Origin of the sequence: Cetobacterium sp. (genome assembly GCF_051658645.1) — a bacterium.
Lineage (GTDB): Bacteria > Fusobacteriota > Fusobacteriia > Fusobacteriales > Fusobacteriaceae > Cetobacterium_A.
The window spans coordinates 61,302-77,281 of record NZ_JBOFMZ010000022.1 but is presented as its reverse complement, the minus strand read 5'-3'; the positions used below and the strand labels follow the sequence as shown (position 1 = coordinate 77,281).

At 27.5% G+C, this 15,980-nt stretch carries 14 protein-coding genes and 1 pseudogene; 13 read left to right on the top strand and 2 right to left on the bottom strand.

The window, feature by feature from the left end; genetic code table 11:
* Positions 1 to 12: 12 nt before the first annotated feature.
* The 13 genes and pseudogenes from ACRCZX_RS01365 to ACRCZX_RS01305 all read left to right on the top strand — a co-directional run bounded on the left by ACRCZX_RS01365 (position 13) and on the right by ACRCZX_RS01305 (position 13,808).
* Positions 13 to 1,143, top strand: a complete 1,131-nt coding sequence (locus ACRCZX_RS01365; RefSeq protein ID WP_438581149.1) for a glycosyltransferase — start codon at positions 13 to 15, stop codon at positions 1,141 to 1,143.
* A 5-nt stretch (positions 1,144 to 1,148) separates the two neighbouring features.
* Positions 1,149 to 2,243 carry an EpsG family protein gene (locus ACRCZX_RS01360; RefSeq protein WP_438581148.1) on the top strand — a complete coding sequence of 365 codons (1,095 nt, stop codon included), beginning with the start codon at positions 1,149 to 1,151 and terminating at the stop codon, positions 2,241 to 2,243.
* A gap of 215 nt (positions 2,244 to 2,458) precedes the next feature.
* On the top strand, positions 2,459 to 3,535 hold the full coding sequence (locus ACRCZX_RS01355) for a TDP-N-acetylfucosamine:lipid II N-acetylfucosaminyltransferase (protein WP_438581147.1): 1,077 nt from the start codon (positions 2,459 to 2,461) through the stop codon (positions 3,533 to 3,535).
* Between the two features lie 23 nt (positions 3,536 to 3,558).
* On the top strand, positions 3,559 to 4,221 hold the full coding sequence (locus tag ACRCZX_RS01350) for an acetyltransferase (RefSeq protein WP_438581146.1): 663 nt from the start codon (positions 3,559 to 3,561) through the stop codon (positions 4,219 to 4,221).
* 2 nt (positions 4,222 to 4,223) lie between these two features.
* Positions 4,224 to 5,366: an ATP-grasp domain-containing protein gene (locus tag ACRCZX_RS01345; RefSeq protein ID WP_438581145.1), complete on the top strand. Its 1,143-nt coding sequence runs from the start codon at positions 4,224 to 4,226 to the stop codon at positions 5,364 to 5,366.
* Positions 5,367 to 5,382: 16 nt separating this feature from the next.
* The gene (gene rffA / locus ACRCZX_RS01340; RefSeq protein WP_438581144.1) at positions 5,383 to 6,516 is read left to right on the top strand and encodes a dTDP-4-amino-4,6-dideoxygalactose transaminase; all 1,134 of its coding nucleotides are present in this window, start codon (positions 5,383 to 5,385) and stop codon (positions 6,514 to 6,516) included.
* Between the two features lie 15 nt (positions 6,517 to 6,531).
* Positions 6,532 to 7,947: an oligosaccharide flippase family protein gene (locus tag ACRCZX_RS01335; protein WP_438581143.1), complete on the top strand. Its 1,416-nt coding sequence runs from the start codon at positions 6,532 to 6,534 to the stop codon at positions 7,945 to 7,947.
* A gap of 1 nt (position 7,948) precedes the next feature.
* Positions 7,949 to 8,818: a glucose-1-phosphate thymidylyltransferase RfbA gene (gene rfbA, locus ACRCZX_RS01330; protein ID WP_438581142.1), complete on the top strand. Its 870-nt coding sequence runs from the start codon at positions 7,949 to 7,951 to the stop codon at positions 8,816 to 8,818.
* Between the two features lie 11 nt (positions 8,819 to 8,829).
* Entirely contained in the window at positions 8,830 to 10,026 is a 1,197-nt protein-coding gene (locus ACRCZX_RS01325) for a dTDP-glucose 4,6-dehydratase (protein WP_438581141.1), read from the top strand.
* 539 nt (positions 10,027 to 10,565) lie between these two features.
* Positions 10,566 to 11,177: pseudogene (locus tag ACRCZX_RS01320) on the top strand (sugar nucleotidyltransferase); the annotation flags it as partial.
* A gap of 36 nt (positions 11,178 to 11,213) precedes the next feature.
* On the top strand, positions 11,214 to 11,768 hold the full coding sequence (gene rfbC / locus ACRCZX_RS01315; RefSeq protein ID WP_438581140.1) for a dTDP-4-dehydrorhamnose 3,5-epimerase: 555 nt from the start codon (positions 11,214 to 11,216) through the stop codon (positions 11,766 to 11,768).
* The gene (rfbD, locus tag ACRCZX_RS01310) at positions 11,765 to 12,610 is read left to right on the top strand and encodes a dTDP-4-dehydrorhamnose reductase (RefSeq protein ID WP_438581139.1); all 846 of its coding nucleotides are present in this window, start codon (positions 11,765 to 11,767) and stop codon (positions 12,608 to 12,610) included. Before rfbC ends, rfbD begins: the two co-directional genes overlap by 4 nt.
* A 1-nt stretch (position 12,611) precedes the next feature.
* Positions 12,612 to 13,808 carry a dTDP-glucose 4,6-dehydratase gene (locus ACRCZX_RS01305; protein WP_438581138.1) on the top strand — a complete coding sequence of 399 codons (1,197 nt, stop codon included), beginning with the start codon at positions 12,612 to 12,614 and terminating at the stop codon, positions 13,806 to 13,808.
* 50 nt (positions 13,809 to 13,858) lie between these two features.
* On the opposite strand, the gene ACRCZX_RS01300 is transcribed toward ACRCZX_RS01305, so the two are convergent.
* Both ACRCZX_RS01300 and ACRCZX_RS01295 read right to left on the bottom strand, forming a co-directional pair.
* The gene (locus ACRCZX_RS01300; RefSeq protein ID WP_438581137.1) at positions 13,859 to 15,280 is read right to left on the bottom strand and encodes a hypothetical protein; all 1,422 of its coding nucleotides are present in this window, start codon (positions 15,278 to 15,280) and stop codon (positions 13,859 to 13,861) included.
* Between the two features lie 105 nt (positions 15,281 to 15,385).
* The gene (locus ACRCZX_RS01295) at positions 15,386 to 15,739 is read right to left on the bottom strand and encodes a hypothetical protein (RefSeq protein ID WP_438581136.1); all 354 of its coding nucleotides are present in this window, start codon (positions 15,737 to 15,739) and stop codon (positions 15,386 to 15,388) included.
* Between the last annotated feature and the right edge of the window lie 241 nt (positions 15,740 to 15,980).

The window sequence follows — 15,980 nt, the reverse complement described above, 5'->3', positions numbered from 1 at the left end:
AAAGGAAAAAAAATGAAAAAAATAGTGCATGTAATCTCGAGTTGTAGCCCTGGAGGTGCAGAGATATTAGTAAAAGATACTCTTATAGAATTGAAAAAAACTTTTGATAATGTAGAGCTTTGGGTAATGAGTAAAGTAAAAGATTGTTTTTCAGAAGATATAGATTCCAAAATTTTTTTTGAAAAAAATTATGTAAATGAACTTGAAAAAAAAGGAATAAAAGTATACTTTTTTGAAAAAAAGCCAAAAAAATATTCGCTTAATTTTTTTTTAAATATATTGAAAAGATTTCTAAAAATAGAGCCAAATATAATTCACTGCCATTTAGAAGAAGTTACTTTTCATATAGTTTTGATACTGGGAATTTTTAAGTTTGTAAAAAATATAAAAATTTACCAAACTATTCATAATGTGAAAATTGATTATCCAAAACTACAAAAGTATTTTATTCGGAGAGTTATAACTAAATTTGTAAGTATTTCAGATGAAGTAACTATCTCAATAAAAAATATAGGAATACCAAATATAAAAATTGTTCAAATTGAAAATGCAATAAATTTAGAAAAATTTAAAATTGAAAATAGATATATAAATAAAAAGCCAAAACATTTAATAGCAGTGGGTAGAATGGTGCAACAAAAAAATTATAGTTTAATGATTAAAGCGTTCAGTAAAGCCATAAGCAATTTAGAAAATAAGCCAATATTAAAAATAATAGGTACAGGACTTGATGAACAATTTATAAAAAAAATAATAATAGAAGAAAAGATTCAAAAAAATATAGCATTATTGGGAAATAAAATTAATATATCAGAATATTTGAAAGAAGCTGATATATATTTAATGAGTTCTAAATGGGAGGGTCTTTCAATTTCATTAATTGAAGCTTGTTCAGCAGGATTACCTATAATATGTACAAATGTTGGAAGTAATAACAATGTAGTTAAGGATGGAATCAATGGTTTTCTTATAGAATCGGAAAATGAAAAATTATTCTCTGAAAAACTTCAAGAATTAATGGAAAATCAAGAACTTAGAATAAAATTTTCTAAAAATTCAGTTAATATTTCAAAGGATTTTTCTCTTGAAGAAAAAGTGAAAAAACTAATAAAATTATACGGAGCAAATAAAAATTTAAGGTAGGAGAAATGTTAATTTATCAATTGATTTATATAATTTTAATCTTAGTGTTTTTTTTGACAATTAGATTGAAGCAAAAACTTTTTTTTTATAACATAATTATCATATTACTTTTTATTTTTTCTGCCACAAGAGATGGAATTGGCCATGATTTTTTTGCATATTCAAATGAAATTTTTGGGAAAGTACCTCTTCTTAGCGAAGTACTAGAAAAAGGAGTAATAAATTATAAGTATATTCACGGAGAACTTGGATTTCTTTTTACAAGTACGCTTTTAAAAACAATCGGATTTGATTATAAAAGTATATTTACAGTAATGTCATTCTTTACACTTGTTTTTTTAACAAAATATTTTAAAGATAATTTTAAAAATAACATGATTCTACCATTATATCTTTATTATTCGATGTATTTTATATCTGATGTTATGGGAATTATAAGATACGGATTAGCATGTGCGATGCTGCTTTATAGTACAAAATATATATTAAATAGAAATAAATATATATTTCTTAGTATTTTAATATTGGCAAGTTTATTTCATTCAAGTTCAATATTTTTTTGTCTGTCTTATCCTATTTATAAAATGAAATTAAAAAAGATGACATTATTCATTATACCTATTCTTTCAATAATTTTTTCAAAATTTAAATTGTTCAATATTTTTTTGATAAAAAGCTACAATATTTATCCTCAGTATATAAAAAATCAAATAAATTCATATGTCTTATTTAATCCAAATAAAGATAATGTAAGATTTAGTTTAATTCAAATATATATGATAATAATGTTGATAATTTTCATTTTTTTTTCAGAGCTTATAAAGAAAGAAAAATATAATTTTTATTTGAAACTATACTCTTTAGGAATTTGTATTTATTTTATTTTTTCTGAAATTCCAACATTTTCAGGAAGACTAAGCGGAATATATTTGAAAGCAGATATATTTCTATATACGTATATATTTTTTTATTTTAAAAAAAAATATATAAAAATATTATATATTATATTTATTATAGTATTAATGACATATTTTTATGAAAATTATATTTATTATAGTTCGAAAGTTCTTTTTCCATATAAGAGTTGGTTATTTGACTAAAAACCTTGCTTTATATAATAAAGTCTTACATTACAGAAGGAAGGTCTTTAAAAATATGTTAAAGAATCATAATATTAAAGAATCAAATTTTGGTAAAAGAAATTGTGATATTCTATCAATATAGTAGTAATTTTTTTTCATTTGAGTTAAAAAATTAATTTGAAAATATTTAGTAAAATTAAACGTAAAATTTATGTTGCAAAAATGGAGGTTTAATGAAAAAAATTTTACATGTAATGGGAAATGACAAATTTATAAATAATTATATTGAATTTGTTAATAAAAATTTTGATGAAAACCATTTGTTTTATATAATTAAAGGTGTTGATTACCTAGATGTTCCTGATTCTAATAACGTTATTTATTTTAAATACAAAAAAGAGAACTTTTTAAGATGGTATATAGGGATGATATTAATATATATTAAGCTATGGTTTAATATATTAAAATTTGATAAAGTAATTTTTCATAGTTTAGGAAATAATTATACAATTTTATTTTTATTTTTAAATCCATGGATATTAAAAAAAAGTAATTGGATTATTTGGGGAGGTGATTTATATAGTTATTATGAAAGAATTAATTCTGGAATAATAAGAAAAGTATTTTATAAAATAGAGAATTTTGTTAAAGGAAATTTGAATGAATATACAACGCACGTAGAAGGTGATTATAAATTAGCAAAAGAATTATTTGGTGCAAAAGGAAAATACAATAATTGTTTTATGTATTTAAGCAATATTTATCAAGAAAGAAAAATAACACAAGAAAATAAAAAAGAAATTTGGATTCAAATTGGGAATTCAGCGGAACCATCTAATAATCATCTTGAAATTATAGATAAATTAGAAAAATTTCGGGATGAAAAAATTCAATTAGTTTGTCCTTTATCTTACGGAGACAAAGAATGGGCAAAATCAGTTATAGATTATGGTAAATCTAAGTTTGGAGATAAATTTATTCCTATAACTGATTATATGAAATTTGAAGAGTATATTCAATTTTTATCTAAAGTAGATATTGCTATATTTGCTCATGACAGACAGCAGGCAGTTGGAAACATAACTTCGTTATTAAGTATGGAAAAAACTGTTTATTTGAAAAAAGAGGTAACGACATATGGAATGTTGGAAGATTTAGGAGTAGAAATCGGAGATTTTTTAGAATTAGATAACTTAAATTTGTTTTCAATAGAAGACAGACAGAAAAACAAAGAGATTATAAAAAGAAGGTTTTCAGAAGAAAGATTAAAAGAAGACTTGGAAAAAATATTTAATCCAAAGAAGTTGTAATATAATTTAATCAGGAGTGATTTATGAAAAAAGTTATAATATTTGGGATTGGTGATTTAGCTAAAGAATTATATATATATATAAAGGGATATAAAAATGTAATTGGATTTTGTGTAGATAATCAATATTGGGATAAAGAAAAAAAATTTTTTGAAGGAAAAATAGTTTATAAAATTTCAGACTTCACTCCAAAAGATTTTGAAGATATTTATTTTATAACAACTATAGGATATAAAAATATGAGAAGTAAAAAAAAAAAATATCTAGAATTAAAAAGAAAAGGAATAAAATTTACAAATTTTATTCACAAGTCTGTAATTTATGAAAATGATTTACAAATAGGAGAAAATAATATTATTTTTCCTGGAGTAATAATAGAGCCTGGAGTTAAAATAGGCGATAATAATATAATTTGGACTAGAAATGTAATTTGTCATGACGTAGAAATAGGAAGTCACAATTTTATAGCGGCAGCATCTTTGGTTGGAGGTTTTTCTAAAATTTTAGATAATAATTTTATAGGATTTAATTCAACTATTAATCATAATATAATAATAGAAAAAGAAGTTTTAATAGGAGCTAAAAGCCTAGTAAATAGAAACACTAAAAATTATACTAAGAATTATGGTATTCCAAGTAAAGAAATAAGCACACACGAAGAAAAAGGAATAGAATTTGAGGAGTAATTATGAAAAAAATTATAATAATTGGTGCAAATGAATTTCAAAATAAATTAGTACTAAAAGCAAAGGAAAAAGGATTGGAAACACATGTTTTTGCTTGGGAAGATGGAGCAATAGCAAAAGATAATGCAGATTATTTTTATCCAATTAGTATTGTAGAAAAAGAAAAAATATTAGAAGAAGCAAGAAAAATAAAAGCAGACGGAATTTGTGCAATAGCAACAGATTTAGCTATGCCAACAGTAAATTATATAGCTGAAAAATTAGGTTTCGTAGGAAATTCATTGGAATCAACTAAGTTAACTACTGATAAATTTGAAATGAGAAAAGCTCTTATATCTGAAGATTTACCTTGTCCTAAGTTTAAATTGGTAAAATGTATTGAAGATGTTGAAAAAGAGATGGAATATCCATTAATTGTAAAACCAACAGATAGATCAGGAAGTCGTGGAGTAACTAAAGTTGAAAATGAAATAGAGTTACAAAAAGCTTTAGAGATAGCTATTGAAGTATCTTTTAATGAAAAAGTTTTAGTTGAAGAATTTGTAGAAGGAAATGAATACAGTATAGAAATGATTACTCAAAATGGTAAACATCAATTTTTACAACTTACTGAAAAATTTACAACTGGAGCTCCAAATTTTATTGAAAAAGGTCATTTGTCTCCAGCTAGAAATATAGACGTTAATTTATACAGAGAAATAATAGATGTAATAAAAAAATCTTTAAATTGTTTGAAAATAAAAAATGGAGCTTCTCATTCTGAAATAAAAATAGATTCAAAAAACAATATAAAAATTATTGAAATAGGAGCTAGAATGGGAGGGGATTTTATTGGTTCTGATATGGTTAAAATATCAACTGGAATAGATTTTACAAGTCTAGTTATAGATGTTGCATTAGGAGAAAAAATCCCAGAAATTAATAATAAAAACTATATTAGTAATGCTTTAGTAAAATTTATATTTAATGCAGAAGATTTAAAAAACCAAAAAAAAATTGAAAAATATTTTTCTGAATTAATTGTTGAAAAAAATATAGATGTATTAGGAAATGAAAAAATAACAGACAGTTCAAAAAGAAAAGGATACTACATCCTTAACATAGAAGACAATATAAAGTTAGAAAAAATATTAAATATTTTATAGTGGAGGAAGTATTTTTATGATAAATTTCAATGTACCACCATTTGTAGGAAAAGAATTACAATATATGGAAGAAGCGATTAAAAAGAATAATAAACTTTGTGGAGATGGCCCTTTTACTAAAAAATGTAATCAGTGGTTTGAAGTGAACTTTAATACTCCAAAAGCTTTATTAACTACTTCTTGTACACATGCTTTAGAAATGGCAGCAATTTTAGCAGATATAAAACCAGGAGATGAGGTAATAGCGCCATCATTTACTTTTGTTAGTACAGTAAATGCTTTTGTATTGAGAGGGGCAACTATTGTTTTTGTGGATATAAATCCTAAAACGATGAATATAGATGAAAATTTAATAGAAGAAGCTATAACTGATAAAACAAAAGTAATAGTACCAGTTCATTATGCAGGTGTATCTTGTGAAATGGATAAAATAATGGAAGTTGCTAAAAAACATAATTTGATTGTTGTAGAAGATGCAGCTCAAGGCGTTATGTCAACTTATAAAGGGAAAGCCTTAGGAACTATTGGAGATTTTGGAACATTTAGTTTTCATGAAACTAAAAACTATTCAATGGGAGAAGGTGGAGCACTTTTAATTCAAAACAAAAGTTATATAGAACGAGCTGAAATTATCAGAGAAAAAGGAACAAATCGTAGTAGATTTTTCCGTGGGCAAGTAGATAAATATACATGGGTTGATTTAGGATCTTCTTACTTACCAAGTGAATTAAATGCAGCTTATTTATATGCCCAGTTAGAAGAAGCTAAAAATATAAATAATAATAGATTAAGAGCTTGGAACAGTTATTATGAAGGGTTAAAAGAGTTAGAGAATAATAAAAAAATAGAATTGCCTTATATACCTAAAGATTGTGAACATAATGCTCATATGTTTTATTTGAAATGTAAAGATTTAAAAGAAAGAACACTCTTAATAGATTATCTAAAATCGAATGACATATTAGCAGTATTTCACTATATTCCTCTTCATACATCTGATGCAGGTCTTAAATTTTCAAGATTCCACGGAATTGATAAATACACAACTCTAGAAAGTGAAAGATTAATTAGATTGCCTCTTTATTATAATATTAGTTCTGAAGATGTAAAGTATGTTATAAAGAAAGTAAAAGAGTTTTATGAAAAATAATAAAAGGAAAAATTAATGGAAAATAGTTTATTAAAAAAGTTCTTATCATTTTCAATAGGAGGATATATAGCTTTAGCTATAGGTTTTTTTACAACACCGATTGTGACAAGAATGCTTTCACCAGAACAATATGGAACATATTCAATGCTCAATGTTGGTGTAAATATGATATTACTAGTTTGTGGATTAGGATTAGACCAAGGATTTGTAAGACATTTTTATGAAGAGGATGAATCTAATAGGGGTAAATTACTATATAATTCATTGAAAATACCTTTGTTACTAACTTTATTAGGAAGTATATTGATATTAATTTTTAAGGATAAAATTTCTCTATATTTATTTGGTGAAAGAAATAATTTTATGATCCTTATTTTTATAATTACAATATTATTAACACTAATAAATAAGTTTTCAATATTAGCTATAAGAATGGCTCAAAAGGCAAAAACATTTTCAATTTTACAGATATTAACTCAATTATTAAATTTTATTTTTATAATACTTTTGTTTAAAAAATATGGGAATAATTATAAAACATTAGTTTTTGGTGGAGCTTTAAGTTTGATTACGGTTACTTTGGTATCAATAATATTAGAAAAAGATATATGGAAATTTAAAGGTGAAAATGAAAAAATATCAACAAAACAGCTTATAGAGTTTAGCATTCCTTTAACTGTTACAATGGCTTTAAGTTGGGTATTTTCATCAGCAGATAAGATAGTTATAAAACAGTTCTCTTCTTTAACAGAGTTGGGTTTGTATGCAGCGGCTTTTAAGATTGTAGCTCTTTTAAATATTATTCAAACTGGATTTACAACATTTTGGACTCCAGTAGCCTATGAAAGATACGAAAAAAATGGAGAAGATAAACAATTTTTTCAAGAAATTCATGAATATTTATCTTTTGCAATGTTTTTAATCGCTATAATTTTATTGATAGGAAAAGATCTACTAATCTTAATTTTAGGACCTAAATATTCAGCTGCATCAAATATAATGCCAATGCTAACATTGATGCCAATTATGTATACTATTTCTGAAACAACAGTAATTGGAATAAATTTTAAAAAGCAGACAAAATATCATTTATATATATCAATTAGTGTGGCAATATTCAATTTATTAGGAAATCTATATTTGGTTCCTAAATATGGAGCAAAAGGTGCTGCAATATCTACGGGAATAGCATACGTTATATTTTTTGCATTAAGAACACATTTTAGTTTGAAATTTATAAGTTATAATTTTAAATTGAAAAGATTTTATATAATAACAAGTTTAATATTGTTGTTTTCATTATATTTAACATTTTATAATGACTTGTTTTTAAAACTAAAGTTTGGAATATTTTTAATCGTGGTAGTTATATTTTTATATAGAAAAATGTTGAATGATATATATATAAAATTTATAAAGAAGGGAGTATAAAATGAAGGGAATAATTTTAGCAGGGGGATCTGGGACTAGGCTTTATCCTCTGACAAAAGCAATTAGTAAACAAATAATGCCAGTGTATGACAAGCCAATGATTTATTATCCTCTTTCTGTGCTCATGTTAGCTGATATAAAAGAGGTTTTAATAATTTCAACTCCTAGAGATTTACCAACTTTTAAAGAGTTGCTAGGTGATGGTAGCGAACTAGGAATGACGTTCGAATATGCAATTCAAGAATCACCAAAAGGTTTAGCAGAAGCGTTCTTAATAGGAGAAGATTTTATAGGAGATGATAGTGTTGCTTTAGTCTTAGGAGATAATATTTTCTTTGGGCAAGGATTCTCACCAGTTGTAAAAAAAGCTGCAAAATTAGAGTGTGGAGCAGAGATATTTGGATATTTAGTACAAGATCCAAGAGCTTATGGGGTTGTAGAGTTTGATGATGAGTTAAATGTATTATCGTTAGAAGAAAAACCAGAAGTTCCAAAATCAAAATTTGCAGTACCAGGACTATATTTTTATGATAATAGTGTTATAGAAAAAGCTAAAAACTTAAAACCATCCGAAAGAGGTGAGTTAGAAATAACTGATTTGAATAGAATCTATATGGAAGAAAAGAATTTAAAAGTAAATCTTTTAGGAAGAGGATTTGCATGGTTAGACACAGGAACTCATGCTTCGCTTTTACAAGCTTCTAACTTTATAGAAACAATTCAAAACAGACAAGGACACTATGTAGCTTGCATAGAAGAGATAGCTTATAGAAATAGATGGATAACGAAAGAATCACTATTAGAATTAGCAAAGCCTTTAATGAAAACAGAATATGGACAGTATTTAGTTGAAATTAGTGAAGAGGTATAGGAGGGGTATTGGTGAAAAAGTATTTAGTAACAGGTGGAGCTGGATTTATTGGAGCTAATTTTGTGAAGTATATGTTAGAGAAATATTCAAACATAGAGATAGTTGTGTTAGACAAGCTGACGTATGCTGGTAATCTGGGGACTATACAGGAAGAGTTAAAAGATTCTAGAGTTAGTTTCTATAAAGGTGATATTACGAATAGAGAGCTCATAGAGAATATCTTTATGGCTCATGATATAGATTATGTTGTACATTTTGCTGCAGAATCTCATGTGGATCGTAGTATAGAAAATCCTGGAATATTCTTAGAGACGAATATACTTGGAACACAAAACCTGATGGAGGTTGCTAAAGCTTTCTGGACAGTAGGTAAAGATTCAAACGGTTATCCTATATATAAAGAGGGTAAAAAGTTCCATCATGTTTCGACAGACGAAGTCTATGGAAGTTTAGCTAAAGATTGCGAGATCGCTAGAGAGTTGATTTTAGATTCTGCTGTTAAAAGTATCGCAGCCCGAAGAGTGGATTTACAGACTTATGGCGAAGAAATGTTTTTAGAGACGACTCCATTAGATCCACGTAGTCCATATTCAGCATCTAAAACAGCATCAGATATGATAGTGATGGCTTATGGAGAGACTTATAAGTTCCCATTCAATATAACTAGATGCTCTAATAACTATGGACCTTATCATTTCCCAGAGAAATTGATTCCATTAATTATTAAAAATATCTTAGCTGGTAAGAAACTACCAGTTTATGGAAAGGGAGATAACGTAAGGGATTGGCTCTATGTCGCTGACCATTGTAAAGGAATAGATATGGTAATATCTGATGCACCTACGCGTGAAATCTATAATATAGGTGGATTTAACGAAGAACAAAACATCAATATAGTTAAATTAACTATAGATACGATTGCTAGAATAATGAAGGACGAGCCAGAGTATAGAAGTGTATTAACTACAGATGTAGAGAATATCAATTATGATTTAATAACTTATGTTCAAGACCGTTTAGGGCATGATGCTAGATATGCAATTGACCCTACTAAGATTGTAACAGAGTTAGGATGGTATCCTGAAACGCCTTTCATAGAAGGTATAGAGCAGACTATCAGATGGTATTTAGACCACCAAGATTGGGTAGAAGAGGTAGCTTCTGGAGATTACCAGAAATATTATAGTGAGATGTATAAAGATAGGTAGTAGAGTTAGAGCAGGAAAGAAATTTCCTGTAATGATGATATTGAATTAATTCCAAAAGAAACATTTGATTCTTTAGTTGATGAGGCTGAAAATATTTTAAAACAAGCTAGATTGGAAGATGTAAAATTAAAAGCTGGAATAAATTTAAATTAAAAAATTATTAGAAAGTTGTTGATAAAAAGACCTATGAATAATTATTTTTAAAGGAGAGTTAAAATGAATTTAAAAACTATAGAATATAGTTATGAAGAAATAAAGAATAATTCTTCTAAATTAAAAGAGTTTAAAAAAAATTGAAATTGAGAATATAATTTACTTATTTTATAAAAATGATGAATGTTTATATATTGGAGAAACAAGCAAAGATTTAAAAGAACGATGTTATAAAAATACTCCAAAACATTCAAAGAAGGATTGGTTTAAAGAGGCTAATAAAATTCATATTATTCAACTTGAAAATAAAATGGATAATATACCAAGACAAGCATTAGAATCAATATTTATATTAATATATCAACCAAAAAATAATCTAAAAGCATAGTTATAAAGTTCAAGAATCACCAAAAGGATTGGCCGAAGCGTTTATAATAGGCGAAGATTTTATAGAGGATGATAGTGTCGCTTTAATCTTAGGCGACAATTTTTTTTATGGTGCAGGTTTAGGGGGAATTTTGTCAAGTGCAGCATGGTGCAGCTATATTTAGATACTATGTTAAAAATCCAAAAGAGTTTGGAGTAGTAGAATTTGACGATTCGGGTAGAGTTTTATTGTTAGAAGAAAAACCAGAGATTCCTAAATCTAATTATGCAGTTCCAGGAATATATTTTTATGACAACAGTGTCGTAGAAAAAGCTAAAAGGGTAACTCCATCAGCACGAGGTGAGCTTGAAATTACATCTATAAATAGAATGTATTTTTAAAGGTAATTAACCTAGGTCGTGGAATGGCGTGGCTAGATACAGGAACATTTGACGGACTATTAGAAGCTGGTAACTTTGTTAAAACAATCCAGAGTCGGCAGGGAATAATGATAGCGTGTTTAGAAGAAGTAGCTTATCTAAAAGGTTGGATTTCAAAATCAGCATTGTTAGCTAGAGCCGCCGAACTATCTAAAACGAGTTATGGTCAATATCTATTTAGTTTAGCATAACTTGTGATATAATATGTAAAAAATTAGAGGTGAAATATGATAGATGGATTAGTGCTTTTGGAGAGTACAGTTTTTCATGATAATCGAGGATTTTTCTATGAAGTTTTTAATCTAAAAAATTTAAAAAAATATGGTATAACTACAACTTTTGTACAATGCAATCATTCTATGAGTGATTTTGGAGTCTTAAGAGGATTACACTTTCAAGTTAAAAATCCTCAAGCTAAATTGGTGAGAGTCTTAAATGGTGAAATCTTAGACTTAGCGGTGGATTTAAGAAGGGATAGTAAAACTTTTGGAAAGGTTTATAAAGTTTTATTAAGTAGAGATAATGGTAAGATGTTGTATATACCCGAAGGCTTTGCTCATGGTTTTCTCAGTTTAAGTTCAAAAACAGAGGTAGAATACTACTGCTCAGACTACTATTCTCCAGAACATGAATCTGGAATTATCTGGAACGATAAAGATTTAGAGATAGATTACGAGTTAGAAGCGTACGGCTTAACTTTAGACGATTTGATAATTTCAGAAAAAGATAGAGTTTTATCCACTTTAAAAGAGTTCGTGGCTAGTGGGGTGAAGATAGGGTGATATTGATAACAGGAGCTGACGGACAGCTAGGGCATGATTATATTAGAATATTTAAAGAGCGTGGAGTCGAGTTTATAGCCACAGATTATAAAGAGTTGGATATTACTAATATAGATGCTATTAGAGAGTTCTTAAAGGGTAAGGGTATAGAGTTAATTATAAACTGTGCTGCATATAACAATGTTGATAAGGCCGAAGAAGAACCTGAGCTGTGCTATGCTCTAAATGCATACTCACCGAGAGATTTAGCTCTAGTAGCAAAAGAAATAGGTGCAGAGTATATCACATACAGCACTGACTTTGTTTTTGATGGAACGAAAAATTCACCTTATACAGAAGAGGATGAGGTGAGTCCACTATCGGTTTATTCAAGGGCAAAAGCTCTAGGAGAAAAGTTGACATTAGATAGGAGTTTTGTAATTAGAACCTCTTGGGTTTTTGGAATTGCTAATAATAACTTTAACCGTCAGGTTATAAATTGGAGCAAGGGTAGAGACCTATTAAGCATAGTAGACGACCAAACATCATCACCTACATATTCATACGACTTGGCATTATACTCGTTAAAGTTATTAGCGACTAAGAGGTATGGACTTTATCATCTTTCGAACTCTGGAGAGGCTTCAAAGTATAGTCAAGCACAGTATGTATTGGACTCTATTGGCTGGACTGGTACTCTGAATCGTGGAAAAAGTAGCGATTTTAAATTGCCTGCAAAACGTGCAGAGTATTCAAAGTTGGATAGCTCGAAGTTAGAGGCTGTAATAGGTGAAAAGTTGCCAACTTGGCAGAGTGGAATAGATAGATTTTTAGATGAAATGAAGATGAGGGGTGAACTTTAAGATGAAAAAGTATTTAGTAACAGGTGGTGCTGGATTTATCGGTGCTAACTTCCTAAAATATATGTTAGAGAAACACTCTAATATAGAGATAGTAGTATTGGATAAGCTAACGTACGCTGGTAATTTAGGGACTATACGTGAAGAGTTAAAGGACAGTAGAGTTAGTTTTTATAAAGGTGACATCACTAATAGAGAGCTCGTAGAAAACATCTTTATGGCTCATAGTATAGACTATGTTGTACATTTTGCTGCAGAGTCTCATGTAGATCGTAGTATACAAAATCCAGGAATATTCCTAGAGACAAATATACTTGGAACACAAAATTTAATGGAGGTTGCAAAAGCTTTCTGGACACTAGGCAAAGACGCTGCTGGTTATCCTATCTATAAAGAGGGTAAAAAGTTCCATCACGTTTCTACAGATGAAGTATATGGTAGTTTAGCTAAAGATTGGGAGATCGCTAGAGAGTTAATTTTAGATTCCGCTGTAAAAGATATTGCAGCTCAAAGAACAAATTTACAGACTTATGGTGAAGAAATGTTTTTAGAGACGACACCATTAGACCCTCGTAGTCCATATTCAGCGTCTAAAACAGCGTCAGATATGATAGTAATCGCATATGGAGAAACGTATAAGTTTCCGTTTAATATAACGAGATGTTCGAACAACTATGGACCTTATCACTTTCCAGAAAAGTTGATACCACTAATTATTAAGAATATTTTAGCTGGATCACCGCTACCAGTTTATGGAGAGGGCGACAACGTTCGTGATTGGCTTTATGTCGCTGACCATTGTAAAGGAATAGATATGGTAATATCTGATGCACCTACGGGTGAAATCTATAATATCGGTGGATTCAACGAAGAGCAGAATATCAATATAGTTAAATTGACTATAGATACTATAGCTAGAATTATGAAGGACGAGCCAGAATATAGAAGTGTATTGACGACTAGTTTAGATAATATAAACTATGATTTAATAACTTATGTTCAAGACCGTTTAGGTCATGACGCACGTTATGCAATTGATCCAACTAAGATTGTAACAGAGTTAGGATGGTATCCAGAAACACCGTTCGTAGAAGGTATAGAACGGACTATAAGATGGTATTTAGATAGTCAAGATTGGGTAGAAGAGGTAGCTTCTGGTGATTATCAGAAATATTATAGTGAGATGTATAAGGATAGGTAGTAGAGTAAGAGCAGGAAAGAAATTTCCTGCTTTTGTATATATATAATAAATTATTTTAAGATAAAGTTAAGCTCTGAAAATTGAAATGAGTTGTCTAAAAAATATTTTCTATTTATTTTAATAAGAGGTATACTTAAATTAAAATCTTGAAGGTCATGGATTGTAACAATATAATCAATTTCAAAAACTTCTTCTAAAAGTTTATAAACTTCGTAGCTTTTGATAGTTTTAACAACTTCAATATATGAATATTTTTTTAAATATTCTAAAATCGCACAAGAATACATATTATCAAAAGTATCATCTATAATAGCTAGTCTTTTATATTTATAACTTATAATTTCAGAGCTTGAAACATGATTTTTTAGGATTAATAAAAGTGAAAAAATATCTTCAAAGTAAAACTTCTGAGATATCTTTAGAGTAATTAGAGCTATTTTTTTAAATTTTAATTTATCTTCATCATTTAATTCATAGATTTCTTTACTTTCATAAAAATCATATTTAACTTTTAATTTTGCAACTCTTAATAAATTAGAAACTCTCATAACTGTACTTAAATTTTGAGATAAATCTACGTTAAAAGTGTTTTTAATTTCAGCTATAAAAAGAGTAGCGTCACTGTTAAGAATTATATAACTTTTTGGATCTAGAAAAAAAAGAGTTTTGACAATAAAATCAAGTTCATAAAGTTTTAAATTTTCATAACCGTGATTTTTTAAAAACTTTATAGTTTTTTCATAAAACTTGTGATTTTTAATTCTATGCCCAGTTTTATACTCGCTTTCTAAAATTATTTTATCACTTCTTACAGCGTGAATTAATATTAAACTTAAAATTCGATAAAAATCCTCGGGTATTAAATCTACTGAAATGCTATTTAGTAAATTTAATAAGTAGTTTTTCTGTTTTATAACTTCGTTTTTATGGAAGTATGAGTATATTAGCTCTCTAAATAGGTTGTGATGCATATTTTCATTCGTAAAATATTTACTTAGATGTATTGAAAAAAGATTTCTTATTCTAGACTCTTCGCCTTTTAAAAAAATACCTTTTCCAGAGATGCTTTCTAAACCTAGATTTTTTTCATTTAAGTAACTTTTTATAGCTATCAAATCATAATTTAAAGTTCTTCTTGTTGTTTCGATCGCATTTGTATTGTTGTTTAAGTTGATTGTATTTTGGAATAAGAGTTGAAGTAGTAGGTATTCTTTTCTTTCAGAAACAGAAAGAGGAGCGAATTGTAAAATCTCTTTTATTTTATCTATAGAATTTTTTTTTAAATAAAAAATATTGTTTATACGTTCAATTCCAACGATGTTATGAGTTGTTAAAAAACTATTGATAATTTTGATGTTGTTATCAATTGAACGTTTTTTTATATTTAAAACTTTTTCTAAATCAGAATAGCTGAACTTGTTTAAAGAGAAAAACAAGCTTAATATATGCAAAGATTTTTTATTTAACACCATTTTTTATCATCCTTTCTGTAAAATTGAGCTTATCATATATTTTACATGAAAAGTTAAATATATACAAATAAAAAAAAGAGAATACATCTCGTATTCTCTTCACTATTATTTTCTTATTTTATCTAATTCTCTTTCTGTTACGAACATTGAGTTGTTGTTAGATTTGATATGTAATCCATCTTTTACTCTGTCTAATTGAATGATAACTTTTCTATCAGTACTAGCAATAATTCCGTTTCTTTCTAAATCTCCAACAGAAGTTACTTTTCCAACTCTAGTCATAGCTTTAAAGATATCTACTTTTTTAACTTGGAAGCTTAAGTTAGGTATTTTAGATTCAAATCTGATTTGAGTTCCTTTTTCATAAGCTCTTACTTTTGTAACTGTTCCGTTAACAACACCAGCGAAAGCACTTAAGCTTAATGCAGCGGCTAATATAATTGTATTTAATTTTCTCATTATAAAATCCTCCTAAAATATATCTATTGTATATATTATATAAGAAAATAATCTAATTATCTACTAGAAATTCAGTACCATTATGTTTGTATTATATTTCAAAATAGAAGTTTGAAAAAGAAAAATTGAACGGTTTAAATATATAAAAATAGATGATATACTAACTTATGATTTAAAATATATATAATGTTTAGTAGTTTTGGGGCGGTTTAAACGATAGCTTTGTGTTGTTTTGTGTTTA

What these genes read in the sequence shown, in the direction of transcription:
- ACRCZX_RS01350 (WP_438581146.1), top strand. Translation starts at nt 3,559, where the DNA reads ATGAAAAAAGTTATAATATTTGGGATTGGTGATTTAGCTAAAGAATTA.
- ACRCZX_RS01305 (WP_438581138.1), top strand. Translation starts at nt 12,612, where the DNA reads ATGAAAAAGTATTTAGTAACAGGTGGTGCTGGATTTATCGGTGCTAAC.
- ACRCZX_RS01295 (WP_438581136.1), bottom strand. Translation starts at nt 15,739, where the DNA reads ATGAGAAAATTAAATACAATTATATTAGCCGCTGCATTAAGCTTAAGT.
- ACRCZX_RS01335 (WP_438581143.1), top strand. Translation starts at nt 6,532, where the DNA reads ATGGAAAATAGTTTATTAAAAAAGTTCTTATCATTTTCAATAGGAGGA.
- ACRCZX_RS01300 (WP_438581137.1), bottom strand. Translation starts at nt 15,280, where the DNA reads ATGGTGTTAAATAAAAAATCTTTGCATATATTAAGCTTGTTTTTCTCT.
- rffA (WP_438581144.1), top strand. Translation starts at nt 5,383, where the DNA reads ATGATAAATTTCAATGTACCACCATTTGTAGGAAAAGAATTACAATAT.
- rfbA (WP_438581142.1), top strand. Translation starts at nt 7,949, where the DNA reads ATGAAGGGAATAATTTTAGCAGGGGGATCTGGGACTAGGCTTTATCCT.
- rfbC (WP_438581140.1), top strand. Translation starts at nt 11,214, where the DNA reads ATGATAGATGGATTAGTGCTTTTGGAGAGTACAGTTTTTCATGATAAT.
- ACRCZX_RS01355 (WP_438581147.1), top strand. Translation starts at nt 2,459, where the DNA reads ATGAAAAAAATTTTACATGTAATGGGAAATGACAAATTTATAAATAAT.
- ACRCZX_RS01345 (WP_438581145.1), top strand. Translation starts at nt 4,224, where the DNA reads ATGAAAAAAATTATAATAATTGGTGCAAATGAATTTCAAAATAAATTA.
- ACRCZX_RS01360 (WP_438581148.1), top strand. Translation starts at nt 1,149, where the DNA reads ATGTTAATTTATCAATTGATTTATATAATTTTAATCTTAGTGTTTTTT.
- ACRCZX_RS01365 (WP_438581149.1), top strand. Translation starts at nt 13, where the DNA reads ATGAAAAAAATAGTGCATGTAATCTCGAGTTGTAGCCCTGGAGGTGCA.